Raw genomic sequence first — 19,564 nt, forward strand, 5'->3', positions numbered from 1 at the left:
TGCCACCCATTTACCGAACTCTGCTTTATTTGCAGCCAAAATATCGTGGCGTGACTAATCAGTGTTTCTGACCTAAATACTTGAAAAATAAATACTAACTGAACCACGTACTATAGTCAGTTCATAATAAAATAAATAAAACCTATATTCTGAAACAGTTTATGCAGGTTATTCCTAATCTTGCTATGCCCTTTCCTACTAGGAGCAGAGACTTCAAAGCAAAATCTATCTTGTTCTAGTAGTAAATGAACAAAGACATTACTTACCATTTTCTTGAGTATCCGAAAACCCAGAATCCTTCTGACTTATTAGCTACATACCTTCAATTGCTTTCTCCTATAGAAAATTACAAATATTGAAAAAGCCAATACAAGCCCGCTTTTCCCCTCTTTAACGAGTTTCGATTTAAAGTTTTGCATCGCTTTTTTAATAGATTGCAAGTAGTTACGATAATCACTATATATCAATCTTCTGCAATACAGCATTTTTTACCATCAAAAACTTCTAATAAATCTCTTCTCATTACTGGATAAAAGCCATCGTTTAGAATAGCCTTATAATTGCTTTGATCATGCGTTTGTAAACATATAGGAATGATCTTATCTTCTGTAAAAGTTTGAGCGTATTCATTAAGTATCAATCGTTTGTATCAACTCAGTATCAAGACCAATCAACATACCTAAATTTTTACGCCACATTTTAGCTGAGCTATCTATCAGCCTCTTCATCTAAAAAATAATACTTAAAACTGCCAATGATTTTACTATGCAAACTCTACTGCTCAGGTGAAATTAGCAGCATTTTTTGGGGTATGTCACTATCAATTTTAGTAGAACAGAAAACCGAGTATTTGAAACAACCTCGCATAAAAAAGCGATACTAAACACTATTTAGTATGGTTTAGAGAATCTTTTTGCTTATTAAGAAATATGCAGGTGGCATGGGCAATATTGGGGTTTGAACTGGTTTGTATGTTTTTTAACCAAAACACCCATTTTTGGTGGAGATTAAACTGTTTTTGAAGGTTACTCTATTAATCATAGTCAGTAAGTAAATGGCTATAGAATCTAAACTTAATATTTAATGGAGTAACAACTATGAGAATTTATATGAACAATGGCGGACAAGGTGCTGGCTGGCCAAGTACAACAGGCAACCCCTCAGGCGGTGGTCGGGATAACAACCCACCAAGTAAGTAAATCAATTAACAAGAAGGCAACTACAATGTCTAAGAATACAAAATCTCGCCCTCAATACCCAGAAAACAAACCTAGCATGCAACCGTCTAAGAAGTCCGGTAAAGGACGTAGCAATAAATAAACGTCTAAGTAGTATATAGTCTCGTTTTTCATTTCAAGTCATGCGCTTAACGGGCATGGCTTGCTTTACTAAATACTGTGGCCACTGAACGCGTTCCGCTTTTACATTTTTATCTATTCTTAACTCATAATAGTCTGTTATTGATTCCCATAGCCCATAATAATCGTCATAGGTCACACAACTTTGCTCTTTATTTGCTTTGTTGCTTTTATCCGTATGCTCATAAATGTTTTGATAAAAGGCATAAATTAGCCATATCAAGCCCTCCGCACTAGGAGGCAGACCTCCAAGGTCATTAACGTTATCCGTTTTGATATATGCGATCATCGACTCTTGCCAGCTTGCCAGCGTTTCATTGACCTCATCTTCCTTAGAACCTTGGATACCAACAAACCAAAAAACGTCTTCCAGAGTGAGCCAACCCCCTTCTCTTTTGCGGCGGATAAAACTATCTGATCTAGAATCAGTACGCTCAAATTCCTTTTGAATGATTTCATTATCGATACCATATAAGCTTGTAGGCATATCACCATATATTTGCCAGTAAAATACCGTTTGCATGAAGTCAATAAATGATCGAGAGGTACAGCTAAAAGGGCTACCGTTATGATTGACTAAGTAATAATTGTCTTGTTCATGGTTATACTGCCACTTATCTGGGTCTAGCTTTTGCATAAATAACCAGCCTAGACTGATCGGTGCAACCTTTTCTGAATAGGCTGCATGATGAACACAAGCGTCAAGATGTGCGATAAAACTCAAAACTAAGTGCAGATAAAACGATTCTGCTGACATGTTAATATTTAGCTCATTATCTTCGTAGCCAAACGTCTCAAACATATAGTCTTTAAAGTTTGTAATAAGCTGGTCATGTAGTTTCTGACTTAAGCATGCGTCTATAAGCTTCGTATGTCTTAATAGTTCAGTTGCCGTTTCAGCACCAAATGAGCGTAATAGACCTTCATAAGGATGATTGGATAACTCGCCTTTTTCAAGCTTGATATCATTCATACCAATGTGTGAGTATGTCTGCGTAGTTGCCAATTCATTAAAAATATGAGCAAAATGAATTTTCTGCCTATAAGGTTTTTTAGATATATTTTTAGCTGCTTGTTTGATAAGACGTTTGCCCTCGGGCAACCCTTTCACCAATAAGTAAGTTGGTAGCATATTATATGCATAACGCTGCTTTTCATCGTCGGTAACATAAATATCAGTACTATTGTCTAGCATAGCTAACATCTCTCATTATAGGGGTTAAGCAATTTTCCTCATAAGCGCTCAACTCAATAAACTGACTGAATCAGCTCTTGTGTGATCTCAGTGTTTGGTTCTAACATATCATCAGCAAGTCGACGCTTACTAGATAACAGTTTGTCCAGTTTGATTTCAAAGGTTTCAAAATCTTGTGCTGAGATAGACGGATAGTACACATAGACCTCCTTATCTTGTCCAATGCGATACGCCCTATCTGTCGCCTGATCTTCTTTAGCGGGGTTCCAGCTCCTTGTATAGTGAATCACATGATTTGCCTTTTGGATATTCACCCCGAAGCCAACAGCTACCGTAGATAAGATAATCGCATTAAACCCTTCTATTTCTTGAAACTTATCAATAGTCGCCTGCCGAGTTAACCCTTTTTTACTGTCGGTATTTGTGTCGCCGTTTACAGTCGTCACATTTAAACCATATCGCTCAAGTAAAAGACGCTTTATAAATACTTGAATGTCTCTAAACTCAGTAAAGATAATAACCTTCTCATTTTTTTGTTTTATGAGCTCTAAAGTATCTATTAGCCATTTAGCTTTAGGCGAGTCATTGATCGTTGCTTGCCGATGTAGCTTGAGTGGATGAGCGCAAATCATTCGCATTTTATGTAATGCAGTTAACATCACGCCTTTATTGCCTTGCTCAGATAAACTCTGAGTATCATTGGATACTTGCTTATATAACGTACGTTGTAACTGTGAGATTGCAATATCCTTACAATCATCCACCTCGTGCTTCGCTGGTAATTCAGCGACATCATGCTTCATACGTCTTAACACTTGTGGCTCAATCAATTGACGTAGATCATCTATTATTGCGCTATCTTCATCGTCTTTCTTTTCAATAGGACGACGATACTCTTTGTTAAACTCAGTTAAAGAGCCGAGCAAGTTCTCTTGTATAAAGTCAAATAAGCACCACAGATCTACCAGTGAGTTTTCTACAGGTGTGCCGGTACAAGCAATCTTAAAGTCAGCTTTTTGCGCTTTAGCAGCTTTTGTCACCATCGCCGTGGGTGCTTTTATTTTTTGCGCCTCATCACAGACCATAACGCTCCAGTCCACCCTCCCTAAGGAGAACTCAAGATCTCGCATGGTTTCATAAGTGGTGAGCACAATATCTGCACCGCCCAACCAATGATCTTCAAGTAGCTTTGTAATGCCATAATCATCTCTTAATTGAGAAGATATTAAGTGCTTAGGTATTTTTCGCTGTTTTAAATTATCACCATATAGACTCAACACTTTGCCAAACTTGGCACTAAAAAATCGATTGATTTCAGATTCCCAGTTTTCTAGTAAAGAAACTGGCGCTACGACCAGTGCAGGTTTTTTAGAATCTGCAGTTTCTAAATACTCACCAATAAAACAAAGTAACTGCAGCGTTTTTCCTAACCCCATATCATCCGCTAACAAGCAACCACTTACTTGAGTTGGTGCATACTGATATAGGTTTTGTAGCCAAGCGATACCATACTCTTGATGCTTTTTTAGACTAAATTCTTGGCTTCTAAAACTTGATGGCAATCTGGCCGGAGGTTGATTACTTTCATCAAAATTCAGAATTTCAGTTCGCTTCTTCGTAAAGTTAGTTTCATCGATATTGTTGGCAATCAACAAAGTGGATTTTTTCTTTTTCTCATCAGTATCTAGCTGCTCTTGTTCAATATCTTTTTCAGCTGCGCTCTCACCTCGTGACTCACGAAGCTCATCAAGTAAGTTTTTTGCATCTTCTAATGCAATAGATACATTGCTGTCTGGATGTAGAACAAAACTTTCCCCCTCTGCCTTTGCATTCTGGATACGCTGCTCAAGCAGTTCAGTGCTGGCATCAATATTTTCGGAAGTAAACTGAGATAAATTGGCTGACTCATCAATAAGGTTCTGTGGCAACCATGTGGATTCACCACTATATTTCTGTATCATACTAGGGCTAAGCTTCTCCGCTTCCCCAATTCCTATAACCCTATAGCTATAATTGCTCAAGTCCAGTACGTTTTTAGCTTGTAAATCATCTTCGTACTGCTTAATATTTTCTAGATCATTTTTAAGCGCGGCTACTTGCTCATCTAAATAGCTGGTTATATCGATGTTATAGCCTGCCCATAGAAAAACGGGAGATGGCTTCTCATAAGCAGCAATAAAATGTTCAGCCTGCACTACATTGGAGAGCGCTAATAAAATAGGGTCTGTTTCTCGATCTGAGTTTTCATGCAGTGTCAGCTGAGCTGAAATAAAATATGATGATTCATCGTAAGCTTTATTTATACTCATACGATAGCTATAGATTTCTGCCTCTTCTTTCGATTGCTCGAAACCCTCTGAAGAGATAACCTCTACGGCATCTTCTCCTAACTGAGCATAAGGATTGTGCAAAAAAGTCTGTGCACGCTCGCCAGAGATACGCCGATTGGGCATTTTTTTGATTTCACTGAGTACGCTTTTGACTTGTGGCTCAATGATGACGTGCGCAAGACCACCTTCTGGTAAGCTGATTGTATATTCACTTTGAACGTCATTATAGCTATCGAAAGTTTTTAGCCAGTTTGCAGGCGCGTCTTTAAAGTCAGGCTGCACCTCAACTATTGATTCTGTGCTCACTAAGTTTTTACGAAGATTAAGCTGCAGCTGCTCTGGAGCAAGTACGATGGTTTTACGCAGAAACTCATCTAAGTTCGCTTCACTTTTATTCGCTAAACTGCGTATTTGCGCCCAATATTTTTGATTTAATGATTTGTTTTTATCCGTGACACGAGAAAATCCTTTGATTTTCTCTAATAGCTTCCAAGTCGCCTCACTCAACAGATACTCTTCACCGGCAAGAGTAATGATTGCCCCTGTACGCTTGACTGAGCCTTTGAATTTAACCTTGTTGTTATCACACCAGCCATCCAAAATAATTTGAAAATCCGAATCGCTTATACCATTTTCACTACGAATAATCGGGCATAAATCATTTGATAACGGCAGGTTGAGCCATTCAATGGCATTACTGTCTATAGTATGTTCAGGGTCTTGCTGTATCTCAAAAATCGCTTCCCATGGCAAGACATAGCCATCATCTGATTGATAAGCGAGCTCTTCATCCACCAAGCTCTCCCAATAAAAGTCGGCATCTATTTTAGATTCTGAGCTATAGCTATGCTTTAAACCAATGTCATCATATTGTAGTGGCTCAGGCTCGACACTATTGACTACAGTTTCTGACATTGGAGTCTGCTTGCTTTTATTCCTTTTCCAAAATGCTAGTTTCATAATGACTCTTTAATAACGATTACGTCTTCTCTTACTCAAACCGCCGTTAGGCTGATCAGAGAAAACTCCTAATTCAGCAAGTGTTTTGTCAAACCGCGCTTCCCAATTTCCTGCATGGCTTAACCCTATCGTATCACCAAACCCATTCCTAAAGATTGAGTGAGGCTTATTCTTTAACTCATGAACCGTGATGTTTTTCTTACTAAGATTAAAGGGTAAGTCACTATATCCATAGCAGGCATTCCCAGTATCTGAAAAATCAACAATATGGACGTTATCAATTTTTAATAGAAAAGCATTATTACTAGGAGTAGAACCCGTAATATTTTTTAATCTGCCGCGGTTTAGCTCTCTGAACTTTCTATGCTCAGCATGTCTAGATTGCACGGCTGCTGGGCCTAAAAATATCTGAGAAAATGAGATTTTATCAATAAATTTAATCCAATAATCAAATCGGTCGACATCAGCTGTTTGGCTAAATAATTTGAAGAAAGCTTCTAAGTCAGCTCGGACAAACCACTGAATTACCATTTTTTTAGTGTCTAAACTGACATTCCGCCAGCCTGCTGATGAATCGTATTGCGGATTATCCCATTGCGTCAAACAGGTGTGCTTTAATGCTTCATGTACGACTGCGCGTTTTGAGGTAGAGGCATAACGTTCAAGTAAAGCTGTTAAAATAGCGGTGGTATAGATTGGATTTCTTTCCAATAGCAGTAAGAAACGTGGAATTACTTTAAAGTAATCCTCTTCTTTCATTGTCTTAACAGACTTGATAGATGAGTTGACCAAACTGTCCCAAAACCAGCTGTTTGGTGCAATGCTCAAACTTTCTAACTGCTTACTGACTCTGCTGTCATCGCTATTCTGTAAAAAATCACGAATAAATCGTTTTGAAGGATCTAGTGAGAGTACTTCAGGATGATCCGTTAACGTGGTAAGCCATTTTTTAGGCTTAAGAGTGGCCTGAAACAACGTAGAGCGATTGTTATTTAAGATATTTCTAAGCTGAATCCAGTTATTAGGCCGTTTATTTATCTCATCTTGTTCTACTGCAAAATAACTGTACAGCAGCGGAAAATAGACAGACTTTAGAGACTCAGGCTCCATTTTGCTAAACTGCTCAATGAGTTGGCCACCTATAAAGGTGAAAAGTATCTTATCCTCATAATTTAAAAGCTTTTTGCTGAGCGACCAAGCTAGATTCTTCCAATCACGTTTTGTCAAATAGTCTGTGCCATGCTCTTCTAACTTTAAAATTGATTTGGCAATCTTTTCTTCGATAGGCTGCGTATTTTCCATATCATCAAACTTACGTTCAATGAGCGCTAACGTCTTCATTAATTTGGTCGGTTTGACAAATTTATTATGTACTTGGTCGGCTTCAGAAAAATTGTCGACACTCTGATTCAGCCTCTGCTTTAATATAGCGATACTCATCACATTCACCTTGCCAGCTGACAGGTTTCAATAGGAGCAGAAACAAAAATAGGCTGCGCCTCAGCACTGTCTTTTTCTTTTAAACCATAGAACTGCATTCGTAGCTCTACACGGCGCGAGGCTTCTTTACTGTCTTTTGCTGAATTAAATGACACACCGCCCGCTAGAAACAGCTGTTTAATTTGATTTTTTTGCGTGTCAGTTAAATCCAGATCTTGATTAAATGTGGGATCCAACAAGCTACACATCACCCACTCCGAACGACGCAAGCTTAAATTTAGGTTATATAAATACGATCCATCTGTGTCTGTAAAACCTTCAATCACAATTTGCTTAAACCATTTTTTGCCATTCTCACTATTAGCAGCTTCTAAGACAACTGGCACCAAGGCACTTAGCGCTTTTATACCCTCTTCATTCAATCGATAATTGTTGTACCCAAACCGACCCGCTTCACCAAAATTTATACGGTTTTCTTTGCAGTCTACGGTGATCAACTGATTCTTTAAAGTAGGATCGTCTTTAATACTAGTACAGATATCTAAGACCTCTGAACTGCGTTCTTTTTCTGCTTGTGTGGCTTCATTAATTTTCTTAGTGACAACCATTAAAGATACTGCCATCACTACCAAAAAGAGTGTCATTAGCGCTGTCATCAAATCAGCAAATGAAATCCAAAAAGGTTTTTCACCCTCATCTTTTGAACGATGCTTCTTAGCGTACCTATTACCAATCATTAGCGATACACTCCCGAATTAGCGTCTGGTTTTTTGCGTAAGATCTTCAAGGTTTTCTACTACATCACCTAGACCTTCAACACCAGTTGCCAGACGTTTGACAGCTTGGTCAAGTGTATTATCAAAAGACAATAACGAATGATTTAGACTGCTTTCAACGGAGGTGCCAAAACTATCAAAGCTCTTCACCAAAACATCACTTACCTCTGATAGATACTCTTGCATTTCCATCTTCACTTTGTCTAAAGCTGTGGTCATATTCTGCATGTCATTAAGCATTTTACTACTCATGCCAGCTTCAGACTTTGACTGCTGAATAAGATTCTCTAGTGTTTCAATAGCAATATTAACGCTGTTTTGAGAGTTCTTATAATCTCGTATCAACTCAATAAGGTTACTACTTGCACTGGTCATGTTGGTTGAAGTGGTATTCACCTCTGCAATAAGTTCTGAGGTTTTACCAGTCACTGTGACTAGTGAGCTACCAGCTGTCGTAAACTGCTCAGAAGCTAAGCGCATCTTGTCTGCGCCAGTATTCATACCAGTAATACTATCGGTGGTCACTTGAGACAGTTTTTGGATATTTTCTTTATGACTCTGAACTGCATTTTGGCTATGAACAATCAGCTCTTTAATTTCACTACCTAAGTTATCAATCAATACAGATGACTGCTCATGCAATTTTCGTTGATTGTCTAATATTTGGCGATCCTGATCGATACGTTGCTCTGCCACATTTGATAACAGACCTGACATTGAAGTACCTAAACCCGACACCATTTCTGACACTTTACTATTCAGCTGCTCAACAGCATGCAGTCCTTGATCGCCAATTTTGGCCGAACCTGCAGATAGATTTTCTACCATTTCATTCATTTGGGTAGACATCTCATTTTGCTTTTGATGAATATCATCCATCATTTTTGCCATTTGGATCTCTAACGTTTTGGTCGACACTTCACTGTTAGTTTGCATATCTGTGATTAGCTGAGAAAATCCTGACTGCATTTCACGCATGGCCGTCACAGATTGAGTCATCATTTCGCTCATACCTGCCATTTGACCACCGAATGTTGTTTCTAGCTTATTCATGAAAGCGGCTAATACATCAGTCATAAGTTCTTGTACGGCTGAACCTTGATCACCGCTTACCTGTTGCACGCTCGAGGCAATCTTATCTAAAGGATCTTGAAGGCTATCCTTAATCGAATCGCCAATCTGGGTTGCCATCGATTGACTTGTTTGAACATAAGAATCAGTTAACTGAGTTGCGAAGGCAGCTTGATTTCTTTTATTTTCTTCAACCAAGTTAGTCATCATGGCTTTTAAGTCATTAACTAAGCTATCTTTTAGCTGGCGCGCATTGGTTTCATTGGCTTCCGAAGATTTAAGCAATTTTGCAAGATACTCTTCACCACTGTCATCAAAGGTAAAGGTATCATCAATGGCGGCATGTAAGCGCTGTAGCCGCTCATAACATTTTCTTAACCAAAACTTCTCAAGAAGTGTAATCAGCATAGCGACTGCAATAGCCAATCCAGAAGCCATAAAAGCTTCTCCCACGCCTTTTAGCAATAATGTCAAGCTGTCTTGAACCTTGTCAGGGTTGCCAGCAGGGTCGAACGCTAACAATCCAATCAACAGACCCGCAAATGTCACGATAATACCGACACCCGTAATCATACCGGGTAAGTGCCTATAAAACTCTACTTTTAGGGGGGTATCGACTATGATGGCTTCGCTAAAAAACACCTCACTGGGCACCGTTGCCCGTGAATAAGCTACCTTAGCTTCGCCATCCACTGTTTCATAAGTATTATGAAAGGTTTGTTTATAACTTATCCAAGCTTGCTTCAAAGAAGGATTGCCATCAAACTTGTCGTCTAATGAGTCTTTATTGACATCACGATTTATTTTTTCTAAATTATCCACCAATTGTGATAGTTTTTTATTTAATCGTACAGCAGGTATCAAATAACTGAAAATAAAAATTAAAAATATTAATATCAATAAGATAGAAACCAATATAGGGAATATATAAAACTCTTGCACGAATTGCGCCGTTTTGAACCAATCCATCAATATCACCTATCCTATCAAATAAGAGATTGACAGTTAACTATTTAACTTATCAATCCTAAATGTTACTAAATTAATGTCAGCTTAAATTTATAGGAAATAGGTACGTCAATAAGTATTCATGACGGTATTACATACCCTTAATTACAAGCTGTAACTTAAAAGAGAGAATAGTAACATAAACCAATTATTGTTTATCAAAATTAATCAGACTGGAGATAACAAACAAATGGCTGGAAACTTGTTGACAGCTGATATTAAAGAAATAATAGACTGTTTGCGGCTATATTATATTAGATGGATAGATGAGGTTTTCGGTTTGATTTAGAATTAAAACGCTCATCTAAATAAGAATGTTGACCTGTAATGGCAGATTCATAGGGTGGCTAATCATTTATTAGGTACTAATAACTTTGTTAATGATGGGTTGAAGTTGTCGCTATATCGAGAGTTTATCTACTGTTTTAGATTTTCAGGTTCTAGCATCAGATGATCCTTGTACGCTTGTTCCTTTGCGTCCGACCGTGGCATTCCGCTTGCTTGGTACAATTCCTTCGCTTGCCACATTCTTTCCTGTACCACGAACGCTAGATCGTCCAGTAAGTTTTGCTTGTTTAATCGTGCTGTCATTTGTGGGCTGTCCTGTCTCCACGTTTCCAGTATCTCTTTGTGTAGAGACTGGTTATGCATTACTTCCTCGCGCTCATAATTTTGGCGCTCTTTTCTAATATTAGCTACCATTTGTGTGCTAAGTCCATGCTCATGCTCTAATAGTAGTTTCTCATACATTCTTTTACTACTCTCTACACTGGTCATTTCCTGAGTGTCAAAGTCTTCCCAAGCACGAATACCCTCCCAAAATGAAAGCAAGTAGGGCTTTATTTCAGTACCCAAATCATTAATCATCGCTGCAGCGTAATCACTAAAGTCATGAACACCAATCTCAAAATACGCGCCGGCAAGAGTCATACCATCAAGCAATAGCTCATGATCGAACTGAGATTCTGTTTGGCTCTGTTCGGGCTTTATGCAATCGCAACCAATTGTCTTGCTTTGATACAGATCGACTGTACCTTTCTCGCCCTCAGTATGATTAATTTCTATATCGGGATATAACTGCATTGTCATTTCATAAAGCTCATCTTCTGCATCTTTACCCTTTTGATCAGGATTTGGGTAGAGAGCTGCAGTAAGAATTAATCGAGGAAGCTGCAAGTACTCAGCAAACACTCTTTCAAGCTCTTTTCTAAGAAAGTCAAACCAAAGTGTCACAGTCTCGTCGGGCGTATGCGGGTCTGGTATCTTATAAGTAAAAAAATCCGCATTAGGACAATACTCCATACGGAACGCGGCTGCTATACGATCATGCAACCACTGTAAAGTTCTATGATCAAAACTTATAAGCTCATCACGCAAGTCGCTCAGTTCAGTGCGAACAGAAACTACCCTTTCAGCTTTACGATGCTTAGCGCTAGCAAAATTAACGATGATATGTAATGCTTCTCCATAGCAACTATGCTGTATCAATCCAATACGGGTAGAGTCACCGTGAAAATAACTACCAACTATCATTGCTAAGCCTCATTAACAAAATTCTAGCCTTAATATTGCAATTGATAAGATCAAAATCATCTTATTCAGAGCAACTAAGCCTTTAAATATTCTAAGATAGCGCTATAATTGCACATTAGCCTACTTTTTTACATTAGTAAATCATCTATAGAGACAACCATGGCATTTAACCAAACCCAGTTTTTTGAAGATTTAGAAAAATTAACCACCAAAGTCATTGATAAGCATAAAAAAGAAGACTTTATCTTTGACTTCCTAACGCTGCTAGATGTCTCTAAGTCTACTATCACATCACTCAAAAAAAATGACGGTCGTTTCAATGTCGCAGCCAATCCTGAAGCTGGCGAGGTTGCCAATAAGCATCGCATCTACTTTAAGCCTATCGATGCAGGCCAAGACCTTGCTAAAGCCCTAAGTGAGGTGGTAAGCGGCCCAATCATCAATCAGCACAAAATCCGTATGGTAATGGTGACAGACTTCAACACCGTACTGATTAACGATACTAAGTATGATGAGACGCTTGACTGCGATTTTGCTGATCTTTATAAGAACTATCACTTCCTATTGCCACTTGCCGGCCTAGAGCGTGCTCGCGAATACTCAGAGCATCCGGCTGATGTGCAAGCGTCGGAGAAAATGGGGCGCTTGTTTGACCACATCCGCAAGCTCAATGAGTTTAATACTGCTGATGACTTACATGCTCTCAATATATTTTTGACGCGACTACTGTTCTGCTTTTATGCAGAAGACACTGGTATTTTTAAAGCAGACCAGTTCTATGACGTGATTGACAGAACTACCAATATAGATGGCAGTGACGTCGATAGCATCTTATATGAGCTATTTGAAGTTCTAGACTTACCTGAGTCTAGCCCAGAGCGTGATGCCAAGCCCACTCACCTAAGTGCATTCCCCTATGTGAACGGCAGCTTATTTGAATATCAGTTCGCCATTCCTGAGTTTGATGCGCGTACTCGCCGTATCTTGCTAGAGTGCGCACGTTTGAGCTGGGCCGAGATTAACCCAGATATTTTCGGTTCCATGTTTCAAGCAGTAATCGACCCTGAACAGCGCGGCAGCTTAGGACAGCATTACACCAGTGTTAGTAATATCATGAAGGTCATACAGCCGCTATTCTTAGACGAGCTACGTACAGAGCTAGATACAGTCATAGCATTGAGTCATGACAATCGCCATAAGAATAATAAAGCCGAACGCCTAGATGCCCTGCTTAAGCGTATCAGCAAAATCAAAGTATTTGACCCGGCTTGCGGATCAGGTAACTTTTTGATCATTGCTTATAAAGAGCTACGTAAGCTAGAGATTGATGTATTAAAGGCACAACGCGACTTACTAGGCTCTAATGACAATCTATTAGGTCTAGGCTTTGATAGTGTGGTCAGCTTGGATAATCTATACGGTATCGAGTATGACGACTTTGCCAGTCAAATTGCACGTTTGTCACTCTGGCTCGCTGAACATCAAATGAATGTGTTGTTCGAGCAAGAATTCGGTGCATCTCAGCCAATGCTGCCACTCAAAGACAGTGGGCACATCGTTTATGGCAATAGCTTACGTATCGACTGGAATGAGGTCTGTCCGAATAATGTCAGTGATGAGATTTATATTATTGGTAATCCTCCATTTGGAGGCACTGGTAATCGTACAGATGAACAAACGGAGGATATGACGCGCGTATTTAAAGGTTTTAAAAAATTCAAATCTCTTGATTATGTAAGTTCATGGTTTTGGAAAGGATCTCAGTATATTACTAATTCTAATGCTGAACTTGCATTGGTATCGACGAACTCGATTGCGCAAGGCGAGCAAGTAGCAATGCTATTCCCCTATATTTTTGATTTAGGTATCCATATTAGCTTTGCGTACCAAAGTTTCCCTTGGAAAAATAGCGCTAAACATAATGCAGGTGTTCATGTAGTCATAGTAGGACTATCTACAAAGCTAAGCCATAGAAATACTATATACACGTTTTTTGACAAAGTTTGGCATAGTAACTCAGTTAAAAATATAAGTCCTTACTTAGTTGACGGTTCAAACCTTGCAGTAAAAAGCCGGAATAAACCTTTTTCTGAAAAAACAAAACCTATTCTTAGAGGAAATCAACCAACAGATGGTGGTAATTTAATACTTTCGGAAGAAGATAAAAATGAATTAATTAAGGAAAACCCTATATCAAAAAAATGGATCAAAAAACTAGTTGGTTCTGATGAATTCGTTAATTCTAAAGATAGATGGTGCTTGTGGCTAGTTAATGTTAATGAAGATGAAATTAAGCAATCACCTTTAGTTAAAGAAAGAATTGATAAAGTTAAAGAAATGCGATTAAAGAGTAGTGATAAAGGGACTCGAAAACTAGCAGAACGCCCTCATGAGTTTCGTGAGACCAATAATCCTAAAAATTATCTCTTAATTCCGAGGGTGTCTTCTGAGAGAAGAAGATATATACCAATAGGCTTTATGAATGAAAATTCTATTTGTACAGACAGAAATCAGATAATACCTCAAGGGGATATATATGACTTTGGAATACTTAATTCGCTAATTCATAATGACTGGATGCGTTTAGTAACTGGTAGGCTGGAAAGCCGTTATAACTACTCTGGCACTATCGTCTACAATACCTTCCCTTTCCCTGATGCCACTGATGAGCAGAAGAAGAGTATTGAAAACCTCGCGGAAGAAATCCTACTTGCCCGCGCCAGTAATGCTGGCATGACCCTAGCTGAGCTATACGATCCAGATAAGATGCCTGAGGATTTAAAACAAGCGCATAGCACGCTTGATGATGCGGTGGACAAGCTATATCGTCCGCAAGGATTTGCCAATACCGAAGAGCGATTGGCACATTTGCTGGCACGTTATGAGCAGCTTATCGAGGCAGAGCAGCAGAGTAAGGGTAACAAGAAAGCCCAAAAGAAAAGTAAGTAGCGTCCTTTAGTATTTATGACAAACAACATCAAACACATTATAAAGAGCGTTCTATTATGATTTCCAAAATCTTACCAAGCGTAGCAATTGCTGCCCTACTCGTGTTTTCTGCAGGTCAAGCATCAGCTGCGTCACAAAGTGATCTCATATCGCTAAAAGGCAAAAATGGTCAAGACCTTCCTGAAGGCGATATGTTTATATTGTTTGCGTGGATGGAAGATGGCTGTATCGGTGATGGTCCTATTTATAGCTCTATCAATAAACATCATAATAAATTCATTGATAAAACGATGAAAATGAAGACGCTTGCAAAACCGAATGCAAATGATGATATTTATGAGTTTTCTATAACACCCAGATCTCAATGGACTCCTGGTTATAGCGCACTCATGAAGGATATCAGCATTCATACTAATTATGAATATACCGAATACCATATTAAATTTGCAGATGGTGTCAAATACCGCGAACAACCTATAACAGAGTATCAATATAAGTTTAGGCCTGAGTCAGAAGGTGGTGCACACGTTCTGAAGTTTGCTAAAAATGCAGACATGCAAAGTGTGTGGAAGCACTTCAAAACACGTCAAACATCAGACTATATGAGTGACGGTTTGTATGATTCAAAAGCTAGGTTTGACCGTAATGATAATACGATAACTTGTGTCTATTGATTTCACACTATTGCTATGACAAATGAGTTTTATTTTTACGACGCTACAGCCTTACAAGCATCTCTACCTATGATGAATCTACTATGACTGCCACTGTTAATATCCTAAATCAAAATTACGCCCGCACGGGTCAAAGTAAAAAAAATAACGAGCTTGGCATGCGTGAAATGCAGGCACGTGCATTTGAGAAGCGTAATAGCCAGTATTTGCTCATCAAATCACCACCTGCCTCTGGTAAGTCACGCGCCATGATGTTTTTGGCCTTGGATAAGCTTATTAACCAAGGTATCAAGAAAGTTATTATTACTGTACCAGAGATGAGTATTGGCAAGTCTTTTAAGTCAACAGCGCTCAGTAACTATGGTTTCTTTGCAGATTGGCAAGTAGCAGATCGCTATAACTTATGCTTAAATATTGCTCAAAGTGACACGAGCAAGAGTGCTATATTTTCAGAGTTTCTCACTTCAAACGTAGATGACAACTCCCTACCTCAGGTTTTAGTTTGTACTCATCACAGTTTTAGATATGGCTTTGATAAGATAATCGAGGACGGCGGTAGTATTGAGCTATTTAACGATATTCTTATTGGTATTGATGAATTCCATCACGTATCAGCAGGTGAATCAAACCGCTTAGGTGCCATACTAGATGGCATTATGACGCGGACTAGCGCACATATTGTGGCAATGACGGGTTCATATTTCCGTGGTGACTCAGTGCCCATCTTGTCAGATAGCGACGAAGAAAAGTTCGATAAGGTAACTTACACCTACTACGAACAGCTTAATGGTTATGAACACTTGAAATCATTGGGACTCGGCTATCATTTTTATAAAAAATCATTCTTTGACGCCTTAGATGAATGCTTGGATACCAGTAAAAAAACCATCATCCACATTCCTAACGTCAATAGTCTCACTGCTGAAACAGACAAATATGAGACCGTTGGCCGTATCATAGATGTCATTGGTGAAGTTGAGTCTCGTGATGATATTACGGGTGTTATGACAATACGCACACATGACGGTAAGCAATTGCTACTCGCAGACCTAGTGACTGATGACGCTATGCGGGCTAATACTCAGGCTTATTTGGCTGATATTACCTCTCGCGATCAGATGGATATCATTATTGCTCTTGGCATGGCAAAAGAAGGCTTTGACTGGGAGTATTGTGAGCACGTATTGACCATTGGCTATCGAGGCTCTCTGACTGAGGTGGTACAGATTATTGGACGTTCAACACGCGATAGCGCGGGCAAACACCATGCTCAATTTACCAATCTAATCGCTGAGCCAGAAGCTGATAAATCTGAAGTGACAAGCTCTGTTAATGATTTATTAAAAGCCATTACTTTATCGCTACTGATGGAGCAAGTGCTCAAACCTAACATTAACTTTAAACGCCGTAGTGAGCTGGATATATTAGGTAAGGCAGACTTGCCGGCAGGTACCATTATCATTGACGATACAGTAAACCCTCCCTCTGATCAAGTCATGAAGATACTCAACCAAGACCGTGATGAGATATTGGCACAGTTAGCCCAAAATACAGAGAACATCAAAAAGTATATCGCCGCTGAAACCAATAACGTAGAAACCGAAGCCGTGTCAGATAACGTTATTCCAAGTATTATTCGTAGTAAGTACCCAGCGCTGGATACCAATGAAGTACGGCAAGTGCAAGAAGGTGTCATGCAGTATATGGCCATCAACCGTCAAGGCGGTGTGGTTGAAGGTAAAGATATTCCTGAAGATGCCGTTATTGAAAATGAACGATTTTTCGTTAAGCAAGGTCATGAGTATCTAGATGTTAATACGCTAAATGCAGAGCGCAAAAATCAGCTCAACGAAAGTGACATTATTAAAGAGCGCCACCTGCCAGCTGATGCAAAAATTTATAATCCCAAAACCCAATCAAGCAGTAGCAACGACTCGAACCCTAGCAACGGCTTTGTGAAGGTGGGCAGTAAGTTCGTCAATGTGAACAACCTTCCCATTGACCTTGTGAAATCGGTCAACCCATTTCATGATGCTTATGAAGTTCTCTCTAGAACCGTCGATAAAGAAGTGCTGCAAACCATAAATGATGTTGTACATGCCGGCCGTTCTACCGTAACTGAAGCAGAAGCCGTACTGATGTGGCCAAAAATAGTTGCATTCATGAAAAACAAAGGCCGTCAGCCAAACAGAAACTCAGAAGACGCTATCGAGCGGCGTATGGCTGAAGTTATCTCCTATGTTAGGAACCAAAAAGCCAAACGAGAAGCCAATAGTCATGATTAAACTCGATGAGATCTATCAAAGTCGTGAGTACAAAACGCTAGAAGATATTTTTTCTAATGACAGTACGGGGCTATTAGATGATGTAAAGCCTATTACTAAAAGCTCGGCAAATAATAGCGTTTTAGCGCAGCAGTTTGACACTATCAACCTTTTTATCGATCAACAGGGACGCGTGCCTAGTAGTAGTGCCAGCGACATTAATGAAAAAATAAGTGCTCGCCTCTTAGCTACCATACAAACCAACCACGCAAACTCGCAAGAACTGCTAGCTTTAGATAAGCATGGCCTATTAGCCGTGAAAAGCAATACTTATACCCTATCTGACGACAAACCGACACTCTCAGGCAAGAGCATAATTAATAAGGGTGATGGGTCTGAAAAGGCGATCAGCGATAGCAGTAAAGAAGCTGAGCCGGCCATCGAGGCTGTTAGCGAGCCAGCTGTTATTAATAGTCTAGACGATATTTTTGATAGTGATGACCTAGGGATTTTTGACAACATCCACTCTGAAATCTTAGTCAATGACCATCAGAGCAATACACGTGCCAGCTACGATCAATATAATGACGAAGATATAGCCAGCCGGTTCGAATGTAAGGACTTTTATAAATTTGAAGCGACGTTTGAGCGCATATCTAAAGCTATTCAAACGGGTGCTTTTACTAAAACTAACTTTTCATCAGTGAAAGCAATCAACATCGGCAGTGTCTTTGTTTTAAATGGCATGCTTTGCTATGTGGCTAATATTTATAAAGCAGAAGCTAGAAAGAATGCTCGTAGCCAAGAGAGACTACGCTTAATATTCTCTAATGGTACAGAGTCAAATATGCTCACTTATTCATTGGCTACCGCTCAGTATAAATATGAAAACAGTTACCAGCTATTAATTACTGATCCCGACTGGATGGATGATGAACTGGCCAAAAACTTTGGCGATAATCGGCAACTTACTGGGGTCATTTATGTTGCCAAGCTGACTGAAACCCCAAACACCTTGGCGCACTATAGAGACCTTCATAAAGTTGGTTTCTCAACCCTTACAGGTGAGGCGCGAACCAAACACTCAGTTAGGGATACCGCATTCCTGCAACAGCCCGTAGATATCATTGCTGAGTGGCAAGTGTATGACGCCAATGCCCGAAGCGTGGAAGGTGTACTACATGCCTTCTTCTATGATCAAAGAGTCAAAGTATCCTTAAAAGCAGCAAACGATAATCTCTACAAAGCAACTGAATGGTTCAATGTTCCTCTTGCTGAAATAGAAAAGGCCATTAACTTGGTTATCGCTGGGGATATTAAAGACTATCGAATGGATGGTGCGGCTGGCAAGGTGGTTCTGAAGTGACAAACGCTTTCTACTTTCATCAACCCCTTAAACCATTACTATAGCGAGCGATTTATGTTAGACCCTTCCCTTTTAGAAGCTTATCGTCAAACCAATTATGGCTTTGATAACACCTTACTTAATGTTGATAAGCCATGCTCTAAAGCTGTCTCTCTTTTACAGCCATTTACTCCTGATGGTGGATTATTTATTACAGCTTGGAATCCACTGGGGAAAGAGCTTACGGTTAAAGACAATAAGATAGCTAATCAAAAGTTGAAAGCAGAACTACTTAAACAAGGTCTCAATGTAATTGACGGCTACGGTGAAAGTAAAGATGCTAAGTGGCGAGAAGACAGTTTCTTTGCTTATCCAGTAAATAAAGAAACCAGTCTTAAGTTATGTTGCGACTTCCATCAAAATGCTGTGGTATATGTAAGCTTTGAGGGGGCGCCTGAATTACTACTACACCCTGAATTTTCTTGTCAAAAATACTTTGGGTAGAATTAATTGTAGTATTCCAAAAGACGCTTTGAATAATTAAATGTTGAAGCTAAGCTAAATTAACTTATCGTTAGTCAGGCTTCACTATCCAACCTAGTCTGTCATCAAACTCTGATAACCCCTCCTATTTACCAACTGGATTACTATCGACTTAGTT

Annotated in this window: 11 protein-coding genes; 5 read left to right on the top strand and 6 right to left on the bottom strand. The window is 39.3% G+C overall.

Annotation, left to right across the window (positions count from 1 at the left end; translation table 11 throughout):
• Nucleotides 1-1,353 precede the first annotated feature (1,353 nt).
• The 6 genes from ABFV72_RS08610 to ABFV72_RS08635 form a co-directional block, all read right to left on the bottom strand.
• Complete coding sequence (locus ABFV72_RS08610; protein WP_347163183.1) at nucleotides 1,354-2,553, bottom strand: hypothetical protein; 1,200 nt, start codon at nucleotides 2,551-2,553, stop codon at nucleotides 1,354-1,356.
• A gap of 53 nt (nucleotides 2,554-2,606) precedes the next feature.
• A complete protein-coding gene (locus ABFV72_RS08615) occupies nucleotides 2,607-5,843 on the bottom strand; it encodes a DEAD/DEAH box helicase (RefSeq protein ID WP_347163184.1) in 3,237 nt (1,078 codons plus the stop codon).
• A 9-nt stretch (nucleotides 5,844-5,852) separates the two neighbouring features.
• Nucleotides 5,853-7,283, bottom strand: a complete 1,431-nt coding sequence (locus ABFV72_RS08620) for an EH signature domain-containing protein (RefSeq protein ID WP_347163185.1) — start codon at nucleotides 7,281-7,283, stop codon at nucleotides 5,853-5,855.
• Between the two features lie 5 nt (nucleotides 7,284-7,288).
• Entirely contained in the window at nucleotides 7,289-8,020 is a 732-nt protein-coding gene (zorB1, locus tag ABFV72_RS08625) for a type I Zorya anti-phage system protein ZorB1 (RefSeq protein ID WP_347163186.1), read from the bottom strand.
• An 18-nt stretch (nucleotides 8,021-8,038) separates the two neighbouring features.
• Complete coding sequence (gene zorA, locus ABFV72_RS08630) at nucleotides 8,039-10,099, bottom strand: anti-phage ZorAB system protein ZorA (RefSeq protein WP_347163188.1); 2,061 nt, start codon at nucleotides 10,097-10,099, stop codon at nucleotides 8,039-8,041.
• Nucleotides 10,100-10,555: 456 nt separating this feature from the next.
• A complete protein-coding gene (locus tag ABFV72_RS08635; protein WP_347163189.1) occupies nucleotides 10,556-11,671 on the bottom strand; it encodes a hypothetical protein in 1,116 nt (371 codons plus the stop codon).
• 159 nt (nucleotides 11,672-11,830) lie between these two features.
• Between ABFV72_RS08635 and ABFV72_RS08640 the strand changes: the two genes are divergently transcribed.
• The 5 genes from ABFV72_RS08640 to ABFV72_RS08660 all read left to right on the top strand — a co-directional run bounded on the left by ABFV72_RS08640 (nucleotide 11,831) and on the right by ABFV72_RS08660 (nucleotide 19,407).
• Nucleotides 11,831-14,620, top strand: coding sequence for a DNA methyltransferase (locus ABFV72_RS08640; protein ID WP_347163190.1), 2,790 nt, complete (start codon nucleotides 11,831-11,833; stop codon nucleotides 14,618-14,620).
• A gap of 56 nt (nucleotides 14,621-14,676) precedes the next feature.
• The gene (locus ABFV72_RS08645; protein ID WP_347163191.1) at nucleotides 14,677-15,294 is read left to right on the top strand and encodes a hypothetical protein; all 618 of its coding nucleotides are present in this window, start codon (nucleotides 14,677-14,679) and stop codon (nucleotides 15,292-15,294) included.
• An 83-nt stretch (nucleotides 15,295-15,377) separates the two neighbouring features.
• Nucleotides 15,378-17,579 (top strand): DEAD/DEAH box helicase, encoded by a 2,202-nt coding sequence (locus ABFV72_RS08650; protein WP_347163193.1) that lies wholly within the window; start codon nucleotides 15,378-15,380, stop codon nucleotides 17,577-17,579.
• The gene (locus ABFV72_RS08655) at nucleotides 17,533-18,924 is read left to right on the top strand and encodes a GIY-YIG nuclease family protein (RefSeq protein ID WP_347163194.1); all 1,392 of its coding nucleotides are present in this window, start codon (nucleotides 17,533-17,535) and stop codon (nucleotides 18,922-18,924) included. The genes ABFV72_RS08650 and ABFV72_RS08655 overlap by 47 nt, the downstream gene beginning before the upstream one ends.
• Before the next feature lie 54 nt (nucleotides 18,925-18,978).
• Nucleotides 18,979-19,407 carry a DUF3293 domain-containing protein gene (locus ABFV72_RS08660; RefSeq protein ID WP_347163196.1) on the top strand — a complete coding sequence of 143 codons (429 nt, stop codon included), beginning with the start codon at nucleotides 18,979-18,981 and terminating at the stop codon, nucleotides 19,405-19,407.
• Nucleotides 19,408-19,564 lie beyond the last annotated feature (157 nt).

Source organism: Psychrobacter proteolyticus (assembly GCF_039762275.1).
In the GTDB taxonomy this organism is placed as follows: domain Bacteria; phylum Pseudomonadota; class Gammaproteobacteria; order Pseudomonadales; family Moraxellaceae; genus Psychrobacter; species Psychrobacter proteolyticus_C.

Bases quoted from the DNA above. Each gene is read 5' to 3' on its own strand.
- ABFV72_RS08610 (WP_347163183.1), bottom strand. From the start codon at position 2,553: ATGCTAGACAATAGTACTGATATTTATGTTACCGACGATGAAAAGCAG.
- ABFV72_RS08615 (WP_347163184.1), bottom strand. From the start codon at position 5,843: ATGAAACTAGCATTTTGGAAAAGGAATAAAAGCAAGCAGACTCCAATG.
- ABFV72_RS08620 (WP_347163185.1), bottom strand. From the start codon at position 7,283: ATGAGTATCGCTATATTAAAGCAGAGGCTGAATCAGAGTGTCGACAAT.
- zorB1 (WP_347163186.1), bottom strand. From the start codon at position 8,020: ATGATTGGTAATAGGTACGCTAAGAAGCATCGTTCAAAAGATGAGGGT.
- zorA (WP_347163188.1), bottom strand. From the start codon at position 10,099: ATGGATTGGTTCAAAACGGCGCAATTCGTGCAAGAGTTTTATATATTC.
- ABFV72_RS08635 (WP_347163189.1), bottom strand. From the start codon at position 11,671: ATGATAGTTGGTAGTTATTTTCACGGTGACTCTACCCGTATTGGATTG.
- ABFV72_RS08640 (WP_347163190.1), top strand. From the start codon at position 11,831: ATGGCATTTAACCAAACCCAGTTTTTTGAAGATTTAGAAAAATTAACC.
- ABFV72_RS08645 (WP_347163191.1), top strand. From the start codon at position 14,677: ATGATTTCCAAAATCTTACCAAGCGTAGCAATTGCTGCCCTACTCGTG.
- ABFV72_RS08650 (WP_347163193.1), top strand. From the start codon at position 15,378: ATGACTGCCACTGTTAATATCCTAAATCAAAATTACGCCCGCACGGGT.
- ABFV72_RS08655 (WP_347163194.1), top strand. From the start codon at position 17,533: ATGTTAGGAACCAAAAAGCCAAACGAGAAGCCAATAGTCATGATTAAA.
- ABFV72_RS08660 (WP_347163196.1), top strand. From the start codon at position 18,979: ATGTTAGACCCTTCCCTTTTAGAAGCTTATCGTCAAACCAATTATGGC.